This is a genomic window from Candidatus Propionivibrio aalborgensis (assembly GCF_900089945.1).
GTDB lineage: Bacteria > Pseudomonadota > Gammaproteobacteria > Burkholderiales > Rhodocyclaceae > Propionivibrio > Propionivibrio aalborgensis.
Window position 1 is genome coordinate 1 of sequence record NZ_FLQY01000367.1, and the last position, 25,157, is coordinate 25,157.

21 protein-coding genes are annotated in these 25,157 nt (G+C 59.0%); 15 read left to right on the forward strand and 6 right to left on the reverse strand.

Annotation, left to right across the window (positions count from 1 at the left end; all coding sequences use genetic code 11):
• The 3 genes from PROAA_RS16050 to glnA form a co-directional block, all read right to left on the reverse strand.
• Positions 1-449, reverse strand: a 449-nt coding sequence (locus tag PROAA_RS16050; protein WP_342669231.1) for a PAS domain-containing protein, incomplete at its 3' end; no start/stop codon positions are given.
• A gap of 35 nt (positions 450-484) precedes the next feature.
• Positions 485-976, reverse strand: coding sequence for a DUF4124 domain-containing protein (locus tag PROAA_RS16055; protein ID WP_186412334.1), 492 nt, complete (start codon positions 974-976; stop codon positions 485-487).
• A gap of 162 nt (positions 977-1,138) precedes the next feature.
• Positions 1,139-2,554 (reverse strand): type I glutamate--ammonia ligase, encoded by a 1,416-nt coding sequence (gene glnA / locus PROAA_RS16060; RefSeq protein WP_186412316.1) that lies wholly within the window; start codon positions 2,552-2,554, stop codon positions 1,139-1,141.
• 274 nt (positions 2,555-2,828) lie between these two features.
• Between glnA and PROAA_RS16065 the strand changes: the two genes are divergently transcribed.
• From PROAA_RS16065 to PROAA_RS16075, 3 genes are read left to right on the forward strand one after another with little or no spacing between them, the layout of a single operon-like run.
• Positions 2,829-3,278, forward strand: a complete 450-nt coding sequence (locus PROAA_RS16065; RefSeq protein WP_186412317.1) for a rhodanese-like domain-containing protein — start codon at positions 2,829-2,831, stop codon at positions 3,276-3,278.
• A gap of 60 nt (positions 3,279-3,338) precedes the next feature.
• Positions 3,339-4,436, forward strand: coding sequence for a quinolinate synthase NadA (nadA, locus tag PROAA_RS16070; protein WP_186412318.1), 1,098 nt, complete (start codon positions 3,339-3,341; stop codon positions 4,434-4,436).
• Positions 4,437-4,441: 5 nt separating this feature from the next.
• Entirely contained in the window at positions 4,442-5,227 is a 786-nt protein-coding gene (locus PROAA_RS16075; RefSeq protein ID WP_186412319.1) for an endonuclease/exonuclease/phosphatase family protein, read from the forward strand.
• A gap of 78 nt (positions 5,228-5,305) precedes the next feature.
• Here the strand turns inward: PROAA_RS16075 and gluQRS are convergent, their stop codons facing one another.
• Positions 5,306-6,253: a tRNA glutamyl-Q(34) synthetase GluQRS gene (gluQRS, locus tag PROAA_RS16080; RefSeq protein WP_186412320.1), complete on the reverse strand. Its 948-nt coding sequence runs from the start codon at positions 6,251-6,253 to the stop codon at positions 5,306-5,308.
• Positions 6,254-6,477: 224 nt separating this feature from the next.
• Between gluQRS and PROAA_RS16085 the strand changes: the two genes are divergently transcribed.
• Entirely contained in the window at positions 6,478-8,217 is a 1,740-nt protein-coding gene (locus tag PROAA_RS16085) for a nitrite reductase (RefSeq protein WP_186412321.1), read from the forward strand.
• Between the two features lie 110 nt (positions 8,218-8,327).
• On the opposite strand, the gene ppk2 is transcribed toward PROAA_RS16085, so the two are convergent.
• Complete coding sequence (gene ppk2, locus PROAA_RS16090) at positions 8,328-9,242, reverse strand: polyphosphate kinase 2 (protein WP_186412322.1); 915 nt, start codon at positions 9,240-9,242, stop codon at positions 8,328-8,330.
• A 207-nt stretch (positions 9,243-9,449) separates the two neighbouring features.
• Between ppk2 and PROAA_RS16095 the strand changes: the two genes are divergently transcribed.
• The 10 genes from PROAA_RS16095 (at position 9,450) to PROAA_RS16140 (ending at position 23,180) form a co-directional block, all read left to right on the forward strand.
• Entirely contained in the window at positions 9,450-12,770 is a 3,321-nt protein-coding gene (locus PROAA_RS16095) for a DUF2339 domain-containing protein (protein ID WP_186412323.1), read from the forward strand.
• A gap of 5 nt (positions 12,771-12,775) precedes the next feature.
• On the forward strand, positions 12,776-14,284 hold the full coding sequence (locus PROAA_RS16100; RefSeq protein ID WP_186412324.1) for a DUF3999 family protein: 1,509 nt from the start codon (positions 12,776-12,778) through the stop codon (positions 14,282-14,284).
• A 37-nt stretch (positions 14,285-14,321) separates the two neighbouring features.
• A complete protein-coding gene (locus PROAA_RS16105; protein WP_186412325.1) occupies positions 14,322-16,874 on the forward strand; it encodes a DUF4062 domain-containing protein in 2,553 nt (850 codons plus the stop codon).
• A 1,102-nt stretch (positions 16,875-17,976) separates the two neighbouring features.
• Positions 17,977-18,411 carry a hypothetical protein gene (locus PROAA_RS16110; protein ID WP_222102317.1) on the forward strand — a complete coding sequence of 145 codons (435 nt, stop codon included), beginning with the start codon at positions 17,977-17,979 and terminating at the stop codon, positions 18,409-18,411.
• A gap of 128 nt (positions 18,412-18,539) precedes the next feature.
• Positions 18,540-19,313: a toll/interleukin-1 receptor domain-containing protein gene (locus PROAA_RS16115; RefSeq protein ID WP_186412327.1), complete on the forward strand. Its 774-nt coding sequence runs from the start codon at positions 18,540-18,542 to the stop codon at positions 19,311-19,313.
• A 220-nt stretch (positions 19,314-19,533) separates the two neighbouring features.
• Complete coding sequence (locus PROAA_RS16120; RefSeq protein ID WP_186412328.1) at positions 19,534-20,583, forward strand: NAD(P)H-dependent flavin oxidoreductase; 1,050 nt, start codon at positions 19,534-19,536, stop codon at positions 20,581-20,583.
• Positions 20,584-20,757: 174 nt separating this feature from the next.
• Complete coding sequence (locus PROAA_RS16125; RefSeq protein WP_186412329.1) at positions 20,758-21,558, forward strand: class I SAM-dependent methyltransferase; 801 nt, start codon at positions 20,758-20,760, stop codon at positions 21,556-21,558.
• 167 nt (positions 21,559-21,725) lie between these two features.
• Positions 21,726-22,097 carry a cupin domain-containing protein gene (locus PROAA_RS16130; RefSeq protein WP_222102318.1) on the forward strand — a complete coding sequence of 124 codons (372 nt, stop codon included), beginning with the start codon at positions 21,726-21,728 and terminating at the stop codon, positions 22,095-22,097.
• Positions 22,098-22,260: 163 nt separating this feature from the next.
• Positions 22,261-22,737, forward strand: a complete 477-nt coding sequence (locus tag PROAA_RS16135; RefSeq protein WP_186412330.1) for a MarR family winged helix-turn-helix transcriptional regulator — start codon at positions 22,261-22,263, stop codon at positions 22,735-22,737.
• Positions 22,734-23,180, forward strand: coding sequence for a hypothetical protein (locus PROAA_RS16140; protein WP_186412331.1), 447 nt, complete (start codon positions 22,734-22,736; stop codon positions 23,178-23,180). The genes PROAA_RS16135 and PROAA_RS16140 overlap by 4 nt, the downstream gene beginning before the upstream one ends.
• Positions 23,181-23,236: 56 nt before the next feature.
• Here the strand turns inward: PROAA_RS16140 and PROAA_RS16145 are convergent, their stop codons facing one another.
• Positions 23,237-23,863 carry a class I SAM-dependent DNA methyltransferase gene (locus tag PROAA_RS16145; RefSeq protein ID WP_186412332.1) on the reverse strand — a complete coding sequence of 209 codons (627 nt, stop codon included), beginning with the start codon at positions 23,861-23,863 and terminating at the stop codon, positions 23,237-23,239.
• Positions 23,864-24,134: 271 nt separating this feature from the next.
• On the opposite strand from PROAA_RS16145, the gene PROAA_RS16150 reads away from it, so the two are divergent.
• Positions 24,135-25,157, forward strand: a 1,023-nt coding sequence (locus tag PROAA_RS16150) for a transglycosylase domain-containing protein (protein ID WP_245664309.1), incomplete at its 3' end; no start/stop codon positions are given.

Consider the following 25,157-nt stretch of genomic DNA (forward strand, 5'->3'; position numbering starts at 1 on the left):
ATGCCGCCCAGCGGGTTCTTGATTTCATGCGCCAGATTGCGGATCAGCTCACGGCTGGCAATCGTCTGTTCGAGCAGGCGCTCTTCACGCGTCGCCCGCAACTGCTGGTCGATTGGCCAGAGCTCGACAAGTAGCCGGGCATCCATCGTGTCGGTCGGGTTCACCGTACAGTTCAGATGTAGGGCGACACCGTCACTCCGGTTCAACTTGATGCTTTGTCCGGTAAAGCTCCAGTCACTGGAAAACGCATTGTCGAACACGTCCTGGAGCGCGCTGGGGCATTCCACAACACTGTCGAAACGACATCCGGAAAAGGTCTTGCTGCTGATCGCCAGCAGGTTCTCTGCGGCGGAGTTCATGTAAAGAATGTTGAAATTCGCGTCGAGCAGAATGACAGACGATGAGAGCAGGTCCAGACTGCCAAACGGATTTTGCGTCGTATCAGACATGCACGAATGAGAGCGATGGGCGCACCATGTCCGGTTCAGCGCAGCTTTGAAATTTCTTTCTGGATGGCCTCGATGTTTCGCTCGTGCAGCGCCACTTTGTCCTTGAAAGGTTGCACACGCTCGGCAACCTTGCCTCCGCTGATGCCGCCGCCCTGCATGCGTTCACTTGGCAATGTGGTGGCTTCCTGCTCGGCAAGATCTTTCTGGGCTTGCGCTAGATTCCTCTTTTCAGCGTCCAGTTCGCCTTCAAGAATACGTAGACGATCTGTGTCGCGAGCCCTCTGCGTATTTTCTTCCACCTTCGGAAAGTTCGTCGGCGTCGGCGTTTTCGTAGCGCCCTTTGCTGCCGGTGCGGAGGCGGGGCCCAGATCCATCGCGGTGCACTTGGCCCCCTTGGTGGCCGACTTCATGTTTGAAAACGATTTGTGTCCACTTTCATCGACGCACTGATACATCACGGCTGCCTGTGCCGGAATTGCGACCAGGAAAAGTAGTGCTAACGGGAAATACAGCCTCTGGGAATTCATCACGCTCCTATTCATTCGTGGCAGTAAGTGACCAAAGATCAAACACCGGTTTCAGTGTATTGGATGAGCCAATGAAATACAAACGCATTAAGCTCGAGTACGGTGGACAAAAAAAGGACGGGCAGGCCCGTCCTTTATTATTGCAACCCTGCTAACGTTGCATCAGCAGCTGTAGTACAGGTCGAACTCAACTGGGTGGGTCGTCATGCGTACCTTGTTGACTTCATCCATCTTGAGTTCGAGGTAGGCGTCGATCCACTCGTTGGAGAAAACGCCGCCACGGGTCAGGAAATCGCGATCCTTGTCCAGTGCGTCGAGCGCCTGTTCGAGGCTGGCGCAAACGGTCGGAATCTTTGCATCTTCTTCCGGCGGCAAATCGTAAAGGTTCTTGTCAGCGGCATCACCAGGGTGAAGCTTGTTCTGGATGCCGTCCAGCCCTGCCATCAGAAGTGCAGTGAAGCACAGGTAGGGGTTGGCGATCGGATCCGGGAATCGTGTTTCGATGCGGCGAGCTTTGTCCGAAGCAACGTGTGGAATGCGGATTGAAGCCGAGCGGTTCTTGGCCGAATAGGCCAGTTTGACCGGCGCTTCAAAGTGCGGAACCAGGCGCTTGTACGAGTTGGTGCCGGGGTTGGTGATGGCATTCAGCGCCTTGGCGTGCTTGATGATGCCGCCGATGTAGAAGAGCGCCATTTCGGACAGACCGGCGTAGCCGTTTCCTGCGAACAGGTTCTTGCCGTCCTTCCAGATCGACTGGTGCACATGCATGCCCGAACCATTGTCACCGACGATAGGTTTCGGCATGAAGGTAGCGGTCTTGCCGTACTGATGGGCAACGTTATGCACCACATACTTGAGGATCTGTGTCCAATCGGCGCGCTTCACGAGCGTGCTGAACAGGGTGCCGATTTCGCACTGACCTGCCGTTGCCACTTCATGGTGGTGCACCTCAACAGGAACGCCAATCGATTCGAGCGTGAGCACCATTGCCGAGCGGATGTCGTGCAGGCTATCGACCGGCGGGACCGGGAAATAGCCACCTTTGACTGTCGGGCGGTGTCCGGAGCCGCCACCGCTATCGCTCTTCTCGCCGGAAGTCCATGCAGCTTCCTGCGAGTAGATTTTCAGGTTGCAACCGGACATGTCGACGCTCCACTCGACTGAGTCGAAAATGAAGAATTCGGGTTCCGGGCCGAAGTAGGCCATGTCACCGATGCCGGAAGACTTCAGATAGGCTTCGGCGCGCTTGGCGATTGAACGAGGATCACGGTCGTAGCCACGGCCGTCGGTCGGGTCGACGACGTCGCATGTCAGAACGAGAGTCGTTTCGTCGAAAAACGGGTCGATGTAGGCGGTCGATGCGTCGGGCATCAACTGCATGTCGGAAGCCTGAATGCCTTTCCAGCCCGCAATTGAAGAACCATCGAAAGCATGGCCGTTCTCAAACTTGTCCTCGTCGAAGGCGCTGACCGGAACAGTGACGTGCTGCTCCTTGCCACGGGTGTCGGTAAAACGGAAGTCGACGAACTTGACGTCGTTTTCCTTGACCATATTGATAACGTCTTGCGGGCTTGCCATATGAAAAATCTCCTCAGCGGATACCGGTGACACCGGTGACAATGAAAAAAGGTACGATGAATATTAGCAGAAACCATGCCAAACAGCGCTCCGGGAACCCGCCTAGCAACTAGAGGCATTTTGTACGTTCAGGACATGTGCTATGCGCAATACCAGTGCGTAAATTGAGACAAGCGCACCACATTGGTGCAGCAGCATAATCCTTGCTGAAGCAGCAAGGGGCAGATCAAGTGATTTATACTTCATTTCCCTAATCTGGATTGCTTCGATACTTATGGGAAAACTGACCGACCTGCTGAATCTTGCGCGGACGCGTGCCCGCGAACTCAAGCTTCCCTATGCTGGCGCACTGACGCCGAAGGAGGCCCATGAAATCTGGCAGTTGGCGCCCGGAGCCAAAATCGTCGACGTGCGAACCCGTGCCGAGTGGGACTGGGTGGGCCGCATTCCCGGTGCCGAGGAAATCGAATGGTTGCACTATCCGACCAATCAGCCGAATAGCCATTTCCTGGCACAACTCAAGCAGCAGGTTGATCCCGAGGCGCTCGTCATGTTCATCTGTCGCAGCGGTGCCCGCTCGCACAACGCCGCGTGTCTGGCCAGCCAGGCCGGCTATTCCGAATGCTACAACGTACTTGAGGGGTTCGAGGGCGACAAGGATGCCCACGGACAACGCGGAAAAACTGGCGGTTGGCGCCATAGCGGCCTGCCGTGGATAAGCTGAAACCTTTTTGATCAGCGACAGTCTGCTTATTCAGGCATCGAACAGATTCGAGATCCGTAAATGAACATCGCACATATCGCCTTTGACCGATTCAACGAACTGCAAGACAAGGCTTGCCACGATCGCATACGCGCTGCCCGTGCAAAGCTCGGTAACAAGGCTGTCCTGCTCTGTCATCACTATCAGCGTGCCGACGTGTATCAATACGCCGATCTGACCGGCGACTCGCTCAAGCTATCGCGGCTTGCGTCGCAAGCCGAAGCCGAATATATCGTTTTTTGCGGTGTGCATTTCATGGCCGAAGTCGCCGACATCATGTCCAAGCCACACCAGAAAGCCATTCTGCCTGACCTTGCTGCCGGCTGCTCGATGGCCGACATGGCCAATCTGGCCAAGGTCGAACGTTGCTGGCGCGAGCTCAATGAAACGCTGAATGCCGGCGAAACCATCACGCCGGTGACTTACATCAATTCCGCCGCAGACCTCAAGGCCTTCTGTGGCGACCACGGCGGCATCGTGTGCACTTCGTCGAACGCCGGAACGATTGCCCAGTGGGCATTCAAGCAACGCGAGAAGATTCTGTTCTTCCCCGATCAGCATCTCGGGCGCTGGACAGGTTACAAGATGGGCATTCCGCTCGACGAGATGATGGTATGGGATCCCGATCTCGAGATGGGCGGCCTCACCGCCGACGAGATACGTAAAGCCAAATTGTTGCTCTGGAAAGGGCACTGCTCGGTGCACCAGATGTTCCAGCCGGCGCACATCCTGAAGTTCCGCAACCAGTACCCTGACGGGCTGGTCATCGCGCACCCGGAGTGCAGTTTCGAGGTTTGCAAACAGTCGGACTTTGTCGGCTCAACCGAGCACATTGTCAAGACGATCACGGAAGCGGCGCCGAATACGCGCTGGCTGGTTGGAACCGAATTGAATCTGGTCAACCGGCTCGCGGAGGAAATGCGGCCCGAGGGCAAAATCGTGCAGTTCATGGCGCCGACCGTTTGCATGTGCTCTACGATGCAGCGCATCGATCCTCAGCATCTGGCCTGGACGCTCGAGAATCTGGCCGAAGGCAATATCGTCAATCAGATCAAGGTGCCGGAGCATGAAGCTATCCTCGCCAGGCTGGCACTGGAGAGAATGCTCGCAGCATCTTGAGCGCCATGACAAGACTTCCGCTGCTTCACGTCGTCACCTACAACATTCACAAAGGCTTCTCCCAGTTCAACCAGCACATGATGGTGCATGAACTGCGCGAGCAACTGCGTGCAATAGGGTCGGATATTGTCTTCTTGCAGGAAGTCCAGGGCCTGCACAGCAGACATGCCCGCAACATCGGAAACTGGCCGGAAGCTTCACAGCACGATTTTCTCGCCGAAGATGTCTGGTCGGCCACAGCCTACGGCAGCAACGTGATCTACGACCACGGACACCATGGCAATGCGATTCTTTCGCGCTTCCCGATCGAGCATTCACATAATCAGGATGTCACCCACATGCGTTTCGAGCGGCGTGGCCTTTTGCATTGTGCAATCAAGGTTCCGGGTCTGCCGAAAGCAGTTCACTGTGTTTGTGTTCACCTTTCGCTGTTCGCTCACTCGCGGCGTCGGCAAATGGCTGCGCTGGCCGATTATCTGGCAGATATCGCCGACCCCGATGCGCCGCTGATCATTGCGGGCGACTTCAATGATTGGCGCAACGAGGCGGACGACCTGCTGGCAACGCGACTTGGCCTAAATGAAGTCTTCGGTGGGGCAGGCGGTAGCTTCGGATCGCCGGGGCGAAGCTTTCCGGCCAAACTGCCTGTCCTGAGGCTGGACCGGATCTATGTGCGCGGATTCTCGGTCAGACATGCCCAGGTGCATTATGGTGTGCCATGGTCAAAAATCTCGGACCACGCCGCGCTTTCCGCGCATCTGTGGCACGAGGCTGAGGGCAACAGCCGTTGAGCCGGTCCAGAGCCTCATTGGGCGCACCCTGCTCGATTGCGCGATTCAGTTGTCGTATGGCAAACCGATAGCGTTGCTTTACGGCGGCACGCACGGACCGGGATAGATGCCCTTGACTGACGGTATGCGCTCGATCGACCAGGCAGAAATCGCCCAGCGCCAGAAATCGGCCACGGGTCCATGGCGAATATCCGTCGGCACCGGATGCCCGAGAAACTGCATTGCGGAGGCCAGAATCGAGCTGCCTTGGGACGGATCGACTGCAGCGGCTTTTGTCTGCTTTGAGAGTTTTTCGCCTTGGGCGTTGACCACTACCGGCAGATGCGCGTAGCTCGGAGTCGGCAAGCCAAGACGTTGTTGCAACCACATCTGGCGCACTGTCGAATCAAGCAGATCGACACCACGCACGATGGCATTTACGTCCTGTGCAGCATCATCGACAACGACCGCCAGTTGGTAGGCATACTGCCCATCGGCACGCAATAGAACGAAGTCTCCGACCTCGCGTTCCAGATTCTGTCGCGTTTTACCCTGCACGCGATCCTCCAGGACAAACTCCCGATCGGGAACGCGTAGTCGCCAGGCGCGGGCAGCCTTGCCGTCGGCCAGTCCGGTCCGGCAGGTGCCGGGATAGAGCAGTCCGCCATCGACCGACTTCTTGCTCGTCGCCGCGGCGATTTCACTGCGCGAGCAGGCACACGGATAGGCCTCGCCTGCAAGTTGCAAGTCCACGAGTGCCGCATGGTAGAGGTCGAGGCGACGGCTCTGGACAAGCACCTCGCCGTTCCACTCGAAGCCCAAGTCATCAAGGGTGCGCAAAATCAATGCGGCTGCACCGGGCACGGAGCGGGGCGTGTCAACGTCCTCGATGCGTACCAGCCACTCGCCACCATTGGCGCGGGCGTCGAGATAGCTGCCCACCGCGGCTACCAGGGAACCAAAATGCAATGGGCCGGTGGGTGAGGGCGCAAAACGTCCTCGATAGCCGATTGGCGCGCTGGAATTGGCAAGGGCAGAATGGACCATGGTTTTCCTAAAAATCGCAAGCTCCACCCTGAATATTGAGCGAGCGTTGTCGCCAGCAGCATTTTAGATTGCAGATGTGTTGAAGTGGGGCACCTGTCACGCCAACCGGGGCAGAATTGATCAATATCAAAACGTATTCAGGCTATTAGTGCAAAATGATGGGCAGCGAAAAGCAACTTGCTAGCACGTATCTGTAGTTCAAATACACCATGGGAGGTTTGAGCATGAACACATTCAGAAATTGGCGCCGGTCCGGAGTGCTGCTGGCGCTGGCGTTACCCTTCGCGATATCGCACGCCCTGGCTGAAGAAAAGCCCGCCAAGGCAATGAGCGTGGAAGAAAAGGGTTATCAGGCAGGCGGCTCTTCGCCGGTTGGTGAGGCCGAGATGCATCAGAATATCAACCCCAAAGCGCCTGCGATGAGCAAGGCGGAGTTCGATAAAGCCAAGAATATTTACTTCGAGCGCTGTGCGGGCTGTCATGGCGTACTGCGCAAGGGCGCAACGGGCAAACCGCTGACCACCGACAAGACACTTGCCGGCGGCACCGAGTACCTCAAGGTCTTCATCAAGTATGGCTCGGCTGGTGGCATGCCGAACTGGGGAACGTCGGGCGAGATGACCGATGACGAAGTCGACATGATGGCGCGCTATATCCAGCAGGAGCCCCCTGTTCCACCCGAGTGGGGCATGAAGGAAATGGAGGCCTCGCTGAAGGTCATCGTTCCGCCGGACCAGCGGCCGAAGAAGAAGATGAACGACATCGATATCAACAATCTCTTCTCGGTCACCCTGCGCGACTCGGGTCAGGTCGCCCTAATCGACGGCAAGAGCAAGAAGATCGTCACCATTCTGCCGACCGGCTACGCGGTGCACATTTCACGGATGTCGAAGTCCGGCCGTTATCTATACGTCATCGGGCGCGATGCTCGCGTCAACCTGATCGATCTGTGGATGCCGGTACCGGGCAACGTTGCCGAGATCAAGGTCGGGCTGGAGGCGCGTTCGGTCGAGACGTCGAAGTACAAGGGCTATGAGGACAAGTACGCGATTGCTGGCACCTACTGGCCGCCGCAGTTTGTGATCATGGAAGGCGACACACTGAAGCCGCTGAAGATCGAATCGACGCGTGGCACGACGGTGGACTCGCAGGACTACCATCCCGAGCCGCGTGTAGCATCCATTGTCGCTTCGCACTACAACCCCGAGTTTATCGTCAATGCCAAGGAAACCGGCAAGATCATGGCTGTGAACTATTCGGACCTCAACAACCTGAAGATCACGACCATCGGCGCCGCACGTTTTCTTCACGATGGTGGATTTGATTCGACGGGGCGCTACTTCCTGGTGGCTGCCAATGCTTCGAACAAAATTGCCGTGGTCGATACCAAGGAAGACAAGCTGGCTGCCTTGATCGACGTTGGCAAGATTCCGCATCCGGGCCGCGGCGCCAATTTCATGCATCCGAAGTTTGGTCCGGTTTGGGCGACCAGCGACTTGGGTGACGACGGGATCAGCATCATCGGTACCGACCCGGTCAAGCACAAGGCGCAGGCCTGGAAAGTTGTGCAGACGCTGAAGGGCAATGGTAGCGGCTCGCTGTTCATCAAGACGCACCCGAAGTCCACCAATCTGTGGGTTGACGCGCCGCTGAATCCGGATGCAAAGATCAGCCAGACGATTGCGGTCTTCGATATCAAGAACCTGGACAAAGGGTTCGAGGTGCTGCCGATTGGCGAGTGGTCGGGAATCACCGACGATGGCGCTAGGCGCGTTGTCCAGCCGGAGTACAACCAGGCAGGTGATGAAGTCTGGTTCTCGGTATGGAGTGCGAAGGACAAGCAGTCAGCCGTTGTAGTGGTTGACGACAAGACGCGCAAGCTGAAGGCGGTGATCAAGGATCCGAAGCTGATCACGCCGACCGGCAAATTCAATGTTCATAACACGCAGCATGATGTCTATTAAGTCGTAACTCGCTGTCGATGAAAAACGGGGCCATGCGCCCCGTTTTTCATTCTGGCGCATAGTTGTGCGGCCGAGTAATGCTCGTATTGCTCCCGAATCAAGATCCTTCTTCAATACACCGGCGGCACGATCATATTCTTGGGCACCGGATGTCGCAGGTAATCCGGGTTATGCACGCGCTCTGGCAGGACCACGGACTCCCGCTCGATTTCTTCGTAGGGAATCTGGCTCAAAAAGTGATGAATGCAATTGAGGCGCGCTTTCTTCTTGTCGACGGCCTCGACGATCCACCACGGCGCTTCCGGGATGTGGGTCCGCTCCAGCATGATTTCCTTGGCCTTGGTGTATTGCTCCCAGCGACGACGTGATTCCATGTCCATCGGGCTGAGCTTCCATTGCTTCAGAGGATCCTTGATGCGCAACGAGAAGCGAAGGTTCTGTTCGTCGTCGGTGATTGAAAACCAGTACTTGATGAGGACGATGCCTGAGCGGATCAGCATCTTCTCGAACTCGGGAACGCTGCGAAAGAATTCCTCGTATTCGTCTTCGTTGCAAAAGCCCATGACTTTTTCGACGCCGGCGCGGTTGTACCAGCTACGGTCGAAGAGAACGATTTCGCCGCCGGCAGGCAGGTGGGATACGTAACGCTGGAAATACCACTGGCTCTGTTCCCGCGCGCTGGGCGCCGGTAACGCGGCAACCCGGCACACGCGCGGATTCAAGCGCTGGGTGATGCGTTTGATGACACCGCCTTTGCCAGCCGCATCGCGTCCTTCAAACAGGACCACCACCTTGAGCTTCTTATGGACCACCCAGTCCTGCAATTTGACGAGTTCGCCCTGCAGACGGAACAGTTCCTTGAAGTAGAAGTTGCGGCCAAGTTCCGTCTCTTCGTCACCGGTTCTGGCCAGCTCGTCGATCAGTGAATCCATGCGGTTGTCGTCGAATTCCATTTCCAGCTCTTCGTCAAAGCTGTCCAGCATGGCGTCGTTCATGCGTTGTTCGTAGGTCGGGTCGGTGCTCATGGGTACTCCAGTACGGGTTGTATGCAGGTGCAGATGGCTCAAATTCGATAGCGGTCCGAAGACTTGCCTGATGTTCTCACAATTCGCGGAAGGCGAGTATTTCAGTCGTGTTACGAGTGCGCGCGCGCTTCCCCGGCAGACAGTACTTTGTCGGCCGAGGTTCATTCTTATGTAATAATCTTGGAGAAATTACGTTGGAAGCACCGCATGGAGTCCTTGCTCGTTCTGGCCGGTCTGGTTATTTTCGGCATTCCCATCGTTCTGTTTTTACTCGTTATCGGTGCGCGGCGCCGGGTGAGTGTTCTGGAACGGAGTGTCGAGCAACTTCAGCGGGAGCTGTCGCTTCTCCACGAGCAGGTTTCGACTCCACACGTTACGGCTTCGGTGGGTTCGTCGGCAACAGCACCCTCTCCCTCGGTCGTTCCCCCCTCAGGGCCGGCGGAAAGCGCGGCGCTGCGCTCGACCGACAAAGCGACGACCGTTTCCGAACCAGAACCCGAGAGGCTTTTGACCTCTGCTACCGAGCCGGAACAACCGCCGCCCGGGCAAGGGCGCGAAGAGTACGATCCCGGCCCGGCCACTATTCCAGGGTATGGGCCGGTGCCTGGCGCGTTGGCAACGCCGTACCAAGCCATTGAGTTGCCCGAACCGCCAGCCTGGTTGCGCAAGGCCAAGGATTGGCTGTTTGGCGGGAATCTGGTGGCCAAGGGGGGCTTGCTGATTCTCTTTTTCGGCGTCAGCTTTCTGCTCAAATATGCCGCGGCGCGGGTTTCCGTGCCGATCGAATTGCGGCTGGCCGGCATTGCGTTGGCCGATATCGCCTTGCTCGTCTGGGGCTGGCGAATCCGCGTGACGCGACCTTCGATCAGCCTTCCCGTCCAGGGCAGTGCGTTGGGCATTCTTATGCTGGTGACCTTCGGCGCGTACCGTTTGTATGGGTTGATTCCTGGCGGCCTGACCTTCGGTCTGCTGTTTGCGCTGACGGCTTTCACCTGCCTGCTGGCCGTCCTGCAGGACGCCATCTGGCTGGCGATATTCGGCATTGCCGGCGGTTTCGCCGCGCCGATACTGGTATCGACCGGGAGCGGTAGCCACATCGGACTGTTTTCATACTACGCCCTGCTCAATGCCGGCATTGTCGCCATCGCGCTCAAACGTTCGTGGCGCTTGCTCAACCTGCTGGGCTTCGTGTTTACGTTCGCCATCAGCACTGCCTGGGGTGTGTTGCGCTACCGGCCCGAGGATTATCTGTCGGCGCAGGGTTTCCTGATCCTGTTCTTCGTCTTCTACGTCGGAATCGCCATCCTGTACGCCAGCCGGCAGGCACCGCGGCTCAGACATTATGTCGATGGCACGCTGGTGTTCGGTACGCCGCTGCTGGCTTTCGGCCTGCAGTACGGTCTGGTGCAGAACAAGCCGTTCGGCCTGGCCTATTCGGCATTGGCGCTGGGTCTTTTCTACATCGGCCTGACGCTCGCGCTGTGGCGGCGACGCGGCAGCTCGCTGCAGTTGCTCATCGAATCCTTTCTCGCGCTCGGTATCGTCTTTGGCACGCTGGCCGTTCCGTTTGCGCTCGACGGTCGTTGGACGTCCGCCGCCTGGGCGCTGGAAGGCGCCGGCATCGTCTGGGTCGGATTGCGCCAGAAACAGAAGCTGGCGTGGGCCTTCGGCGTGCTGGTGCAGGCAGGCGCCTGGGTATCCTTTGTCGCCTCGGTCAGCGGGATGAATCCTGGGCTCGCCGCGCAGTCCAATCTGTGGCTAGGTTTCCTGTTGCTGGCCGGAGCCGGTTTTGTCATGGCCATGAATTTCCGGCGGGAAGCCAGACGCGGGATCGATGATGATGTTGACTGCGGCGGCGATGACCAGGACGTTTCATCTGGCCCGATATTCACACTGCTATCCACGGTGTTTCTGGGCTTTGCCGCGGTCTGGTTGCTGTCTGGAGCGTGGTCGGAAATTTACCTGCGTGCCGATACCCAGGCGCACACCCTGTATGTGCTAAGCGGGATGGGTGTTGCCGGAATCCTCGGACTGATTGCTCGCCGTCTCGATTGGAGCATGGCACGTTACTTTGCACTGGCGCCGCAGTTGCTCGCCGGACTTGCTCTGCTGTGGGTGCTGGGTTTTGACCGGGCATGGATGTCGCATGCGTACAGCGGAAATCTTTTCGACAGTGCATTTCTCGGAAGTCTGCTGATCGCCCTGGGCGCCGGTTTCAGCGGGCTGAGCTTTTATCGCCTGGGCGAGGGCGGTTACCAACGGATCTCGCGCATCCTGCTCGGCTGGAGCGCTTTCTGGTGGTTTGTTTACGTACTCGGCAGTTTGAATGGCTGGGGGCAGTTCCAGCTTGCACGCCTGCATCTATTCACAGAAGCGGCCTACCCGCTCGTCCATCCGGTGTATGGCCTGCTGCTGGCGTCGGGAACCTTCCTGTTTGCCCGGCTGGCCCGGCGGCTGGACTGGCCGGACTTGCGCTGGCTGGCCTGTGCCGTGTGGCCGGGCTTGCTGTACACCTCGTCCCACATCTTCCTGCAGCTCGTGCGTTCGCCAACCTACCTCCCGCCCTGGCCGGTCTGGGCGGCGTTGCTGGCCTTGTGGCTGGCGGGCGAGTGGTTGTTGCGCGAGGCTGGTCGCGAAGGGTGGCTGCTGCCCGAGAGGCATCCCAGGGCGCTACGTCTTATCCATACGCTGCGCACCGCCGGGCCCTGGCTGCTTCTCTGGCCGCTGGGCCACAATCTGGTAACGCTCGGTCTGCAGGCCGACACTGCCGAGCAGGCCGTGCTGCTGGCCGAGTCGGGCTGGTTTGCCTCCGGAAGCTGGGCGCGCTATCTGCCGGTCTGGGCGATGATGGCGTATGTGGCGCTGTTGATTCCCCGAGCACGCGACGAACGTTGGCCCACCGCGCCGATTTCCGGCTGGTACCGCGATGCGCTGATTCCGCTCGGCGCGCTGTGCGCGCTGGGCCTGGTGGCGATGTGGAACCTCACCCAGAATGGTCTGATGGAACCGCTGCCTTATCTGCCGATCCTCAACCCGCTCGATCTGAGCACCGGTTTCGCCGCCTTGCTGGCCGTCGCCAGTTGGCGCCTTCACGCGCAGTCTGCGCAGCCTGCACATTCCGCGCATTCCGATGCCATTGCGCCACCCGGCCGATTGGTCATCGCCGCTGCCGTCGCCGCGTATCTCTGGTTCAACCTGATGCTGCTGCGCACCGCCGCGCATTACCTCGACATCGCTTACCAGTTCGATCCGCTGTTCCGCTCCCAATTCGTGCAGGCCATGCTGTCGCTGGTGTGGAGCGCCACCGCCCTGGTGCTGATGCGCTTTGCCGCCAAACGCGTCAAGCGCCTGCCCTGGATGGCCGGGGCCGGACTGCTGGTGCTGGTCGTGGCCAAACTGTTCTTTATCGATCTGTCCAATGTCGGCGGCATCGAGCGCATCATCTCCTTCCTTGGCGTTGGCGTGCTGATGCTGGCCATCGGCTACCTGGCGCCTTTCCCCAGCGAAAAATCCACCGTCGCAGAGTGACCATCATGCCCCAATCGCCTACGCCCTACCTTTTGCTGATGCTCTTGTCGCTTTGTTCTTTTGCTCCGGCGAATGCCGCCAACGCATTGAAGCCCGACACGCCATCGGAATATTCCTACGCATTGCCCTTGCAGGTCAGCGGCAAACAGGGCGTCGTTGCCTTTCAGTTGCCGCAGGCGGTTTATCTGAACGCCAATACAGCCAATCTTGACGACTTGCGCGTCTTTGATGCCAATGGCGTTGCCCAGCCGCATGCCCTGCATCGTCCGCAAGTGGCGCAGCCCGCCCGGCGCGATTCGCTGGCGGCAAACGTCTTCCCGATCCGGGGCGGTTCGAATTCAACGGCCGGTGGCACGTCAATCGACGTTGACATCCGTACCCGTCCCGATGGCAGCGTCATGTCGGTGCAGGCGCATGCCGGCAAGAGGCAGGGAAACTCGGGCGCCACGAACGCCACGAATGCCACGCTCAGCAGCCTGATCCTCGACTTCGGTGCAGCGGCCATAGGCGACGACAACAACCCGGTTCGCATCGACGCGCTACGCTTCGACGCGCCCAAGGGCGAGGCCAATTACAACGCCGAAGTGTGGCTGCAAACGAGCAGCGATCTCAAACACTGGAGCACCATCGGCGCCGCCGAACTGAGCTGGCTGGCCAATGACAACGGACAGACGCTGGCCAGCGACCGTCTCGAATTCAGCCCGCAGGCGTTTCGCTATGCCCGCCTGATCTGGCGCCGGGGTGTGCCGGCGGAATTTGCAGCGATTCACGCCGAAACATTGCCCCGGCAAAGCAGCGAGCCCGTGCGCGAAACCCTGTGGATCAAACCGGCTGCCGTCAAGGCGATCGAAAATCGGGCCGGGGATCAGCCTGCAGGGCTGATCTACCCGGCTGGCGTCGCATTGCCGGTCGAGCAGGTCAGCCTCAAATTGAGTGAGCCGAACATCGTTCTTCCGGTCGCACTGGGGTACTACGCCGAGCGGCGAAGCCGTCACACCGGCAAAGCGACGGAATGGGCTTTCCGGCCGATTACGCACGCAACCTTCTATCAGATTACCCAAGACGGCCAGACCCGCCGCTCCGGTGCGTTGGACATCCGTGTTGAGCACCAGCCGGAATGGGTCATCCGCCCGCTCAATCCGGCCGCGACGGCCCGCCCCGAACTTGGGCTTTCATGGCAGCCAGCGACGCTGGTTTTTCTCGCTGGCGGCACGCCGCCTTACACCCTGAGTTTTGGCCGCGCCGATGCGACACCGACCAGCCAGCCGCTCAACCAGGTGGCCCCCGGATTTACCCCGCGCGAGCTGGCCCGGCTAGAACAGGCGCAAGCCGGGGTGCTGCAAACCGGGCAGGGTGCCGCCGCCGGTAATAGCGCCGCCACACAGGCTGGTCTCTCGGCGCGCCAACGCACCTACATCCTGTGGGGCGTCCTGATCCTCGGCGTGATTGTGCTGGGTGGAATGGCCTGGAAGCTGATCCGGCAGATGAAGGCGGGGTCGGACAAGGTGAACTGAACGAACTGAACGAAAGCCGACAAGGTCAACCGGACTTATGCCACTGACCGTATTCATTTCGAGCACCTCGCTGGATTTGACGCAGCATCGCAAGGCGCTTGAGCGCTCCCTGCTCGATGCCGGTCTCGGCCCGATCGGGATGGAGCACTTTGCGGCGCAGCCGGATCAGCCGTTGCATGCCTGCCTGCGCGAGATCGGCGAAGCCGATCTGTTCGTGGGCATCTATGCCTGGCGCTACGGCTTTGTTCCCGGCGACGCGGGCATCTCGATTACCGAGCTGGAATTTTCCGAGGCGCAGCGCCTGGGCAAACCGTGCTTCTGCTTTTTCGTTGACCCTGGCTTTCCGTGGCCGGAGGAGTTCCGGGACCAAGGCGAGTCCGCAGCGCGCCTTGATGAATTCAAGCGGCGCATGGATGCGCTGCTCGTGCGCTCAACCTTCACGACACCGGACGATCTGGCGGCGCGGGTCCTCGCCAGCATCCAGCGCTACGAACGTTCAGCGTCGAAACGCGCTACGCAGGGCAGTGCGCAGACCCCCGAGCAACGCAACCTGACGACGCTCCTTGAACGCAGTAAACAGTTCTGGGTTGCCGGCGTTCTGGCCAACGTCGCGAACAGCGTCGGCATCTACGCGTTAACGATGATCCCGGAACCCGACGCCGTCGAACAGCACTGGCGCGACGGAACAGCGCCCGACTTGCCCGCGCAGCAACCCCTCGCGCCCGGCCAGTCGATTCTGGATATCTTCGAGGACTCAGGGCGTCTGCTGTTGATTCTGGGCGATCCGGGTTCGGGCAAGACGATCACGCTGCTTCAGCTTGCGCAATACCTGATCGAACAGGCGCGCGGCATTGCCAGCGAGCCGGTCCCCGTCGTGTTCCATCTTGGTTCGTGGTCTGCCCGGCTGCCGCTGGAGAAGTGGCTGGTTCTCGAAGCGCGGAGCAAATACTACGTATCGGGCGATCTGTTCGAAAAATGGATGCGCGAACACCGCATCGTCCTGCTGCTCGACGGGCTCGACGAGGTCGAGCCCGCTGAACAGAGCGCCTGCGTGCAGAGCATCAACGCCTTTGTCGGCTCCGTGGGCGTTCCCGGGATCGCGATCTGTGCGCGCCGCGCGGAATACCACACGCTGACGACGAAGCTTCGCGTCAACGCAGCGATCCGTCTCGAAGCACTTTCGACGGCGCAGATCGGCGCCATCCTCTCGTCATCGGAACAGCCGATGCGGGGCTTGCAGCAGGTCCTCGATGCAGCACCTGAAATGGCCGAGATCGCCGGCTCGCCGTTGATGCTCAACCTGATGCGGGCCACCTCGCAAGACACGCTGGAATCCGGAATTCAGCAGACGCGCTCAGGTTCGCTCGCCGATGCCGTAGTCGCCCGCTACGTCGACGCCCGACTCGCTGCCGATGGAGTCGACGAATCCCACAGGCAGGATGTGCTGACCCGGCTCGGCTGGATCGCCAGGCGAATCATCGAAGGGGGAGGCAATGTGTTCCAGGTTGACGCGCTGCAGCCAAGCCAGCTCAGTGGCATCGCGCGCGCCGCGTACTTCCTGCTGACGCGTATCGTGGTCGGTTTGGTGCTCGGATTGACCGAAGGCATCTACCTGGGCCTCGTTTCGTGGGCACAGGCCTCGTTTGGAACAGCCCTTTTGAGAAGCGTGTCGGTCGGCCTTTTGTTCGGCCTGGGAGCCGGGCTCATCGATCTTTTCCGGCAGGGCCGTATGGCTGCCGATGGCGCTGGCGAACAAGCTCAGCCGCAGCGAAAGGAAGCCTCGTGGCCCGTCAGTCTGGCGCTCGTGCTGTTCCTGTTTGCCCTGTTTGCTGCGTCGAACTGGGCGCTATGGCACGCCTGGGAACGTGCCGGTTTCGGGATCGTCTGGGCCTTGGTCGTCGGTCTCAGAAGTCGAGGCGGCGGCATTGCCCACGACATCAGAATACCCGATATCCGCTCCTGGTCCTGGCGCTCGGCCGGCAAGGGATTCATGCTCGGCGTGGCGATCGCCACAGCGGTTTTCGTCGTGCCAACCGCCATCGGGGCTTTCCCTGCGGTTACCGAGGAAATGTCGAAGTATCCCGCGTCCACCAGCTTCATCATTGCCGGTTCGACGGCCTTACTTTACGGTCTGATAGGTGCGGTGTTCATGGGCTGGCGCGCCAATACCATTGCCACGCAGGTGCGTCCCGACGAAGGCATCCGCCTGTTCAGGCGCAGCATGCTGCGCGGCGGCGCGCTACTCGGAGCCGTCACCGGCGGATTCCTCTGGCTGGTGGTATCGGGAGGCATGGCGCAGACTACCGGCGCCGCCATGGCCGCGTTGGCCGGCCTGGTTATCGGATGGGTCGTCGGCAGCTATTTCGCCGTGGTCGGCGCACTCTGGTACGGCGGCATCGACATCATCAATCACTATGCGCTGCGCGGTATTCTGTGGCTTTCGGGGCGCACGCCGTTACGGCTGATTCGCTATCTGGACAGTGCAGTCAAGATTCGCCTGTTGCGCCGGATCGGCGGCGGCTACGCTTTCATTCACCGCGCATTGCTTGAGTACTTCGCGACACGCGAGTCGGCCGCGAAATTGAAATAGTTTCAGGCCATCGGCCCCGGTTGTTCGGCATAGAGTCGCGCGCATACCCAGCTCCTGTGTCGCGCGCCTTGATGGAAAAGGAAGCGCCTTACCCTCTGGACATAAGATCGTTCCGCCCTTATGCTGTAGTCCTTTAGCCAAGGCCTGCCCGCGACCACGATCCAACAGCCGGGGAGTTTCGGCGATGACGAGAAAATAGATAGACGAACAATTGGGGGGCGTAATATCATGCTATCTCAATGATCGTAATGTTGATTTGCAGCAACTAGCGGTTACGCTCCGAAATTGAAACCACTATCTTTCGACAGAACCATTTCTTTCTTGCCACCAATTGATGGAGGTCATATGAACAACAGGAAGCTCTTGGTTTATGGCATGTATATCTGCACCATAATCGCCGTGCTTAGCACACTAAAGTTTATTGACAGTCTTGTAGGCCCAAGTTCTAGCCCTGCCGCGCTATGGGCAGCCGTAATCTTTACCGTCGGAGCTGTGGGTATGAAACGGAGTTTGCCTACGCCAAAGACTCACGTGAGTTGTCCTGATTGCAAGGAATTAATAGTGAAGGATGCTCGTGTTTGCAAGCATTGCGGCTGCAAATTGACTCCGAGCATGTGACGATAGATCGCACGGATGGGTGTACGCGCGGAAAAAAGAAAAATGGGATCAGGTCTTGCAATCACGCATTGACCTAGCTCCGGGAACAAATCGTGGCAGGCAAAAATTTTGTTCGGTGCCTTAGCGGCAAGGCCGGCGGGTAGGTCGCTACACGACTCACGGCGCTGTGGTAACGGGCGTTGAATCCCGACAAATCTAGGTCGTGGTCAGTCAGCCCGATAAGGGCGCGTTTGCGTTGGCAGCAAGCTCAACAGTCGCTGGCTCACTTAAGCCGGCACTGAAGCTACACTTTCGAAAGTGCCGGGCAGAAATTGCTGTTCGATATCGACAGCAATCAGGTGTGCGCAGATGTCTATGGGCTTGCAGCGAGCCATGAGTGACATGTTTGAAGAGCTGCCTCCTGGAGCCTTGTTGATTCCTTTGGTTCGCAGCAGAATGCGCTTATGAAAATGCTCTTTCTAAAGTTTCGTCAGCGGGCACCATGGTGAACGGGACGCGCGCGGGAACAGATGCTTTGTGGCGGCGCAGCCTTGCCTATGCATCGGGGGAATTCGTCGCGTTCAGTATTTGCGTCGCGTTGATTCCCTACATTCCCAGTCTGTCGAACGTCGGAAAGGACAATTCTCCGGTATGGGCTATTCCATTCGTCATGATCGTTTCCTTGCTTGACGGGCTTGGTTTTCGAATCGGCTTGATCGCGTTTGACGCGCCAAGGGCGTCGACGTGGGAGCAACATCGCTTCCGGCTCGCGTTCGTATTCGGAGTCCTGTTTGCAGTCGCCCTGCTTCTGCTGCGGCCATTCCTCATCAAAATCAATGTCGGCATCCTTCCCGGATTCGTCGAAGGTTTCGTCGGAAGTATCGTGGCTGCACTGCTGTATCGTCGTGTGGTCGGAATGCGAAACGAGCGTCCGTCGTGAATTCGCGACGCTCATCGCATCGGTCCACGTCCCTTGAGCAACGGCCGCGCGGACTGGCAATTTCAGAAGCAAGACCCTTGCGGCAACACACGATTCGATAAATCAACCTATCAAGAGGTCAGCGGCTTATGGCGGATGTTTTCATTTCATACAAACGGTCGGAACGGAAGCGCGTAGAGCGAATCGCCGAGCTACTGCGCGACTACAAGATGACGGTCTGGTTCGATGCGCAGCTTGAAGCGGGGCGTGGCGAAGGATTCGACGCGGAAATCGAGCGGGAGGTCACGTCGGCGCATTGCGTTGTGGTCTGCTGGACGAAAGATGCACTCAAGTCCATGTACGTGAAAGCCGAAGCGAAGAAGGGGCTTGAGCGGGAGGCCCTGGTGCCAGTCTTCCTCGAAAACTGTCAGCTTCCGGTGCCTTTCAACGGCGTCGACACGATTGATTTGACGGACTGGAACGGCGACGAGGATGAGCCAGTCTGGAAGCGCGTTGTCGAGATCGTGCAGCAGCGCGTAGAAAGTTCACGGGCCGATGAGAGTCGCAGAAGAGTCCATTCGCTCGCCGCGTATGAGCGGGTGAGCGAAAGGCTGTACCCCGGCATTCTCGCCCTTCTCGTGCCGAGGATAACGGCAATCGGAGATTGGGATACCCGCGATTACGGGGAAGATATCGACGCCATTCTTTCCTGGATCGGCGCTATCGCCGAGAAGGAACGGGCATACCACGCTTACGGCTACGAGCTTGCAGTACGACAGGACGGCGGTAGCGCCTGGATGTTCTGGGACCGGGGAGGCGCAGCAGAACGAAGCGCCCAGATCGCGAAGTTGCGAACCGCCCTGGCGGCTATCGACGGCACCCTGGCGCAGTCAGAGGAATTGTTGAATCGCCCGGCGCCGTAGGCGCTCGACCCTCCGGGTAAAACCAGCCGTTCCGGATCAGTGGCGAGAATGCGTAGACTGGTGTCGACGTGCTCGCGGCTGACCACGCCGATTGTTCAGAACAGTTTGCGCTTGCAGTCTTGTCGTTCCATTTGGTTCGCAGCAGAATGCTTAAACGGAAGGCTTCTTTCCATAGCTTCGTTAACGTGCAGCGCATGCACTCCAACTCTGAGGCGCAAAAATGACCCTGCAAAATCTCCTTGGAACAGCGGTCCCGATCATCCAGGCTCCGATGGCGGGCGTGCAAGACAGTACCCTCACCATTGCGGTTTCCAACGCCGGCGGGCTTGGTTCGCTGCCGTGCGCCATGCTGAGTCCGGATGCGATGCGCACGGAGTTGGCGGCTATCAGTGCGCAAACCACGAAACCGTTCAACGTGAATTTCTTTTGTCATACGCAGCCCGAGCCCAGCAGGGAGCGTGAAGCGATCTGGCGGACTGCGCTGTCGCCGTACTTCAAGGAGTTCGGAATCGACGCAGACACCATTCCGGCGGGCCCGGGGCGATTGCCCTTCAGCGCCGAGGCCGCCGACGTGCTGAGCGAGTTCAGGCCAGCCGTAGTGAGCTTCCATTTCGGCCTGCCCGCTCGCGAGTTGATGACGCGGGCGCGAAGCTGGGGTGCGAAAATCCTCTCTACCGCAACAACGGTCGAAGAAGCGCTCTGGCTTGAGGCGCATGGCGTCGACGCGATCATCGCACAAGGACTGGAGGCGGGCGGCCATCGCGGCATCTTCCTGTCGAAAGATATCAACACCCAGACCGGTACGCTCGCGTTGGTCCCGCAAATCGTACGGGCGGTCAGCGTCCCGGTCATCGCCGCGGGTGGCATCGCGGACGCGAAAGGAATCGCCGCTGCCATGGCGCTCGGCGCCAGCGGCGTGCAGATCGGGACGGCGTACCTGATGTGCACCGAAGCCAAGACGAGCGCAGTGCATCGCGCGGCCCTGAAAAGCGCCGCTGCCCGCGTCACGGCACTCACCAACCTCTTCTCCGGACGGCCTGCTCGTGCCATCGTGAACCGCATTATCAGGGAGCTGGGCCCCATCAGTTCTGCGGTTCCCGATTTTCCGCTCGCGACATCGGCCATCGCGCCCCTGCGCGCCAAAGCCGAAAGCCAGGGCAGCGGCGACTTCTCGCCTCTGTGGGCTGGACAGAACACGAGCGCTTGCAGAGAGGTTTCGGCAGCCGTTCTTACACAAGAGCTGGCGAGTGTGCTTGCAGTCGCGGGCTGACCCGAGAAAATGCACTCGGGGATCGTTGTTCGTTGTCAGCGTGTCGGAGTCGAAACGGGTGGCCAGAAAGGATGTTGCACGAAAAAGTCGCGCAGGCTTGTAGGCCCCGCTTTGGGTGCCTGTAATGGAGTAGTCTGCATACACGAAACAGTTCGTAGATCTTGAGGAGGAGTTATGTCCGGCGTAGAAGCTCACTATTCGGCACGCAACATCGAGGCGCGGATTCTGGCGGCCATTCGCGCTGCCGGGCTTGATCCTCGACAACGCTTGTCGCCGGAAGCGCTCGGGGCGCTTGATCATTTCCACACCGGTGGATTGCAGGCATCGCTTGAGTTGCTGGAGCTTGCAATGATTCGGGAGGAAGACCGCGTTCTCGATATCGGTGCAGGGCTGGCCGGAGCCGCCCGGCTTCTTGCTTCCCGGCGGGGCTGCCGCGTTGCGTGCGTCGAGCTTTCGCCAGACTACTGCGACGGCGCGGTTCTGTTGAATCGACTGACCGAACTTGATGAGCAAATCGAAGTGCACAACGGCAGCGCGCTCGACCTCCAGTTTGCCGACGATTCGTTTGATGCTGTCTGGATGCAAAACGTCGGAATGAACATTTTGGACAAGCAGACGCTTTATGCGGAGGTTTGCCGGGTACTTAAGCCAGGCGGCCGGTTCGCCTTCCAGGAGATGGCAGCGGGTAACGCGGCGACGACCTATTTTCCCCTTCCGTGGGCCACCGACCCCGCCGACAGTTTTCTGATTTCGGCGGAAGAAATGTGCTCGCTGCTCGACGAAAACGGATTCGTCGTTGAAATCTTCGAGGACACCAGTTACGTACACTTGAGCAGGACAAATGCGGAGTCCGCACCGAGTCCGCTAACCCTGGGGGTGTACGTCGATGATCTGGCACAAAAAGCCGGGAACGCGCGGCGCAGTCTCCAAGAAGGCCAGATAAGGCTTGTCAGAGGTGTCTTCCGAGCGAAATAGACCCATCGGCGAATGCCGGCGATTGCGCATGACCGCTGCATTTTGTGCAATTCCTTGCGTGGCGCGGCGCTCGTTGGAATACGACGTTGCTTCTGCGAACGTTTGCCACTCGTCCAGGCTGACAGCGTGTGATCACCGGGACGCTTCGACTCTAATGGAGGTTCTTTATGCGGCTCATCTCAATCGCCATGCTTGCGACACTGGTAACGCCTGTCTTCGCACAAGACGCGGTGCAAACCGATGGCGACAAATACGCAGTCCTTCTCGAAAATGACTGCGTGCGCGTACTCGATTATCGCGACAGCCCTGGCGAGAAAACCCATCAACACAGCCACCCGGCCTTCGTTCTCTACGCGCTGAATCCGTTCAAGCGCTCCTTGATCCTGCCTGATGGGAAAACCTTCACGCGCGAGTTCAAAACAGGCGACGTCATGTGGTCGGAAGCGCAAACTCACATTGGAGAGAACATCGGCCAAACGCCCACTCGCGTCGTTATCGTCGAACTCAAGAATGCGAGAGAGGGGTGTCCGAAACAGTGACGGCCAATCCGTCCGTCAGCAGATACTTCATTCAATCCATTCGACTACGCTCCGCCACTATTGACAACCGGTTGCCAAATACGGAAACTGGTTGCCATTGCGCATCCCGAGTTGTCGTCAATCAGACGGCAGGGGCATTCAACGATTCATTGAGGTAGTCGCCATGGCAGACATATCGAAGCCCGAAGCGGTGATTCTGACCGAGATCATGCTCACGGTCTTTCGTGTGAATGGCCGACTGTTGGAAAAAGGGGATCAACTGGTTGAGCCCCTCAATCTGACCAGTGCGCGCTGGCAAGTGCTGGGCGCGGTGGCGCTGGCCGGGAAGCCACTCTCGGCGCCGCAGATCGCCGAAGCGATGGGCATGACCCGGCAGGGGGCTCAGAAACAACTCAATGTTCTTGAGCAATTCGGCTTCTTCGAGCGGAGTTCCAATCCGCGCCACCAGCGTTCCCCGCTCTATGACTTGACCGAGCTCGGGAATCGCACCTATGCGAGGGCGATGGCCTTGGAGGCTGCCTGGGCCAACGGTCTTGCCGATGGGCTTCGTACGCAGGATCTCAAGCAGGCGTTGAATACCTTGAACACCATCTACGGACGTCTCGATTCGCCCGTTCCGAAGAAAGGATCCCGATCATGAAGCCAATCATCCACGCCGTCGCGGGCACTATGGCAATGTTGATCATTGCGGCCTTCTGGGCATCGACCGTGATCTCGGAGCTGTTTCTCGATTATTCCGATGTAGTATCAGTCAAACGCGCCATTGCTTACGGACTGATTCTGCTGGTCCCGTTCATGGCTATTACCGGTGGCAGCGGATTTTCCCTGGGCCGGTCGCGCAAGGGGGCAATCGTTCAACAAAAGAAAAGGCGGATGGCGATCATCGGCAGCAACGGCTTGCTGGTGATGATTCCAGCGGCGCTATTCTTGAACGACAAGGCCGCAGCCGGTGAGTTCGACGCGTCGTTCTATGCCGTGCAGGTTTTGGAGCTTATTGTCGGTGCAGCCCAGTTGGTGCTCATGGGTACGAATTTCCGCGATGGACTCAAGCTTGCCGGGAAGCTGCGCTTGCAAGCAAGCTGATTCTCATCAACAGCTGCGTCCTTACGCAGGGTGTGGAAAGCATGTTCGATAGACGGTTACAGCTTTCTGGCGATCATCAGGAACACCGGGTAGCGCGTCTGTTTTTCGCCTTTGGTGATCTCGAAGACAGTCGTGAAATCGACCGAGCGAAATCCGGCGTGGGTCAGCTTGCGTTCAAGTTCATTTCTGTCGAAACCTAGGTGGCCGGTGAATTCGGGGCCGTGAAACGAGCCATCCTCGCTATCCAGGTCGGCGATGCACAGGTACCCTGGAGCGACGAGCAGGGAGAAAAGATCACGTAGTATCTTGTCGATGTCCTCGATGTGATGAAACGTCATCAGTGAATAGATCAGGATGTAGCGGTCGCAGGGCAGCGGATCGGTGGTCAGGTCAAGCTGCGTGGCGCGCATGTTGATGATGCCGTTTGCAGCGATTTTGTCCTGCAGCACCGCTAGCATGCCGGAGGAACTGTCCGCCAGGGTGATGTGTTTGAGCTGCGGTTGCAGGGCGAAACTGAGCAAGCCGGTTCCGCAACCGTATTCAAGCGCGGTCATGTGATTGGTCAGCGGAACCCGCGACTGAATGCCATCGGCAACGGCTTGCGCCCGCGCCGTCTTCATGGGATCGTCGTCCCAGTTCTTGGCCCTGGCATCGAAGTAGGTCGTCGTATGTTCGCTGGTCATGCGTGTTCCTGAATGGGTGGTTACCGAGGCAAGCAGGGTGAGCTGGTGACATTCTACTTTGACCGCCCAGTTGATATGAGTCGTTTGTGCCCGGTGTGCAAGAATGGATGACTGTGTGGCTCTGCTTGTCTTTTGATCGATGGGGTGTTGGGATGGAGCCTTCTGAAATCAGACCGATTTTCATAGGCCGACTACGTTGTCGGCCGTGATCATGATCTCTCGTTCCTCTCGAATCACGTGCCTGGTCACGCTTTGTCTGGTGACGTTTTGCGTGCCGGCGTCGGCGGTACCTTCGTTTTCCGAGGTGCGCGCAGCCTACATCGCGTCCGATGCCCTGCTGCTCGCCCGCGATGGCCGGCCATTGCAGAGTACGCGCATCGACATGACGCAGCGCAGTTTGCCGTGGACGCGGATCGAAGACGTTTCCCCCGCTTTCCTGCGGGCTCTGCTGGCTTCGGAAGATCGCAAGTTCTACGAACACGCCGGCGTCGATTGGAGCGCTGCTGCGGTCAGCGCCTGGCGCAATTTATGGAATACCCGGACACGGGGCGCCAGTACGCTTTCGATGCAGCTCATCGGCCTGCTCGACGAGCTTGACGATGGGACTACTCAGCGTCATGGCCGGCGCAGCGTCCCGCAAAAGCTGTCGCAGGCGGCCGGCGCATTGTGGCTCGAACAGCGCTGGAAGAAGGACGAGATCCTTGAAGCCTATCTCAATCTGGCGAGCTTTCGGGGTGAGATGGTCGGCGTTACGGCGATGAGTCGCGGGCTGTTCGGCAAGTGGCCGGATGGTCTGGATGATCGTGAATCGGCCTTGGCAGCCGCGTTACTGCGCGCACCCAATGCTTCTGCACGCGTTGTGGCGACGCGGGCCTGCGGCGTGTTGCAGGCAATGGCGCAGATGAAGCAGGGTGCCAGCGCAGATTGCGAAGGGCTGGATGGCTTGGCGCGATTGGCGCTTTCCGGCGGCTTGCGCGACCGATTTGACAGTGCCGGTTGGCTTGGGGCGGAACAGTCTCCGGGATTGGCGCCGCATCTGGCGCAGAAGCTGCTCACGCAGCCGGGGCAACGGCTGACGAGCACGCTGGACGCCGATCTCCAGCGATTTGCGGTGGCCACGCTGCAACGGCAGTTGCGGGGAATCGCCCGGCAGAATGCGGAAGACGGCGCGGTGCTGGTACTCGATAACGCCTCGGGCGAGGTGCTGGCCTGGGTCGGTTCCAGCGGAGTGCTGTCCGATGCGCCGGAAGTGGATGGCGTGACCGCGCTGCGGCAGGCGGGATCGACGCTCAAG

Excerpts from the sequence above, each read along its gene's own strand:
- PROAA_RS16100 (WP_186412324.1), top strand. The coding sequence starts at position 12,776 with ATGCCCCAATCGCCTACGCCCTACCTTTTGCTGATGCTCTTGTCGCTT.
- PROAA_RS16085 (WP_186412321.1), top strand. The coding sequence starts at position 6,478 with ATGAACACATTCAGAAATTGGCGCCGGTCCGGAGTGCTGCTGGCGCTG.
- PROAA_RS16065 (WP_186412317.1), top strand. The coding sequence starts at position 2,829 with ATGGGAAAACTGACCGACCTGCTGAATCTTGCGCGGACGCGTGCCCGC.
- glnA (WP_186412316.1), bottom strand. The coding sequence starts at position 2,554 with ATGGCAAGCCCGCAAGACGTTATCAATATGGTCAAGGAAAACGACGTC.
- gluQRS (WP_186412320.1), bottom strand. The coding sequence starts at position 6,253 with ATGGTCCATTCTGCCCTTGCCAATTCCAGCGCGCCAATCGGCTATCGA.
- PROAA_RS16135 (WP_186412330.1), top strand. The coding sequence starts at position 22,261 with ATGGCAGACATATCGAAGCCCGAAGCGGTGATTCTGACCGAGATCATG.
- PROAA_RS16105 (WP_186412325.1), top strand. The coding sequence starts at position 14,322 with ATGCCACTGACCGTATTCATTTCGAGCACCTCGCTGGATTTGACGCAG.
- PROAA_RS16120 (WP_186412328.1), top strand. The coding sequence starts at position 19,534 with ATGACCCTGCAAAATCTCCTTGGAACAGCGGTCCCGATCATCCAGGCT.
- PROAA_RS16145 (WP_186412332.1), bottom strand. The coding sequence starts at position 23,863 with ATGACCAGCGAACATACGACGACCTACTTCGATGCCAGGGCCAAGAAC.
- ppk2 (WP_186412322.1), bottom strand. The coding sequence starts at position 9,242 with ATGAGCACCGACCCGACCTACGAACAACGCATGAACGACGCCATGCTG.
- PROAA_RS16075 (WP_186412319.1), top strand. The coding sequence starts at position 4,442 with ATGACAAGACTTCCGCTGCTTCACGTCGTCACCTACAACATTCACAAA.
- PROAA_RS16125 (WP_186412329.1), top strand. The coding sequence starts at position 20,758 with ATGTCCGGCGTAGAAGCTCACTATTCGGCACGCAACATCGAGGCGCGG.
- nadA (WP_186412318.1), top strand. The coding sequence starts at position 3,339 with ATGAACATCGCACATATCGCCTTTGACCGATTCAACGAACTGCAAGAC.
- PROAA_RS16140 (WP_186412331.1), top strand. The coding sequence starts at position 22,734 with ATGAAGCCAATCATCCACGCCGTCGCGGGCACTATGGCAATGTTGATC.
- PROAA_RS16130 (WP_222102318.1), top strand. The coding sequence starts at position 21,726 with ATGCGGCTCATCTCAATCGCCATGCTTGCGACACTGGTAACGCCTGTC.
- PROAA_RS16055 (WP_186412334.1), bottom strand. The coding sequence starts at position 976 with ATGAATTCCCAGAGGCTGTATTTCCCGTTAGCACTACTTTTCCTGGTC.
- PROAA_RS16095 (WP_186412323.1), top strand. The coding sequence starts at position 9,450 with ATGGAGTCCTTGCTCGTTCTGGCCGGTCTGGTTATTTTCGGCATTCCC.
- PROAA_RS16115 (WP_186412327.1), top strand. The coding sequence starts at position 18,540 with ATGGCGGATGTTTTCATTTCATACAAACGGTCGGAACGGAAGCGCGTA.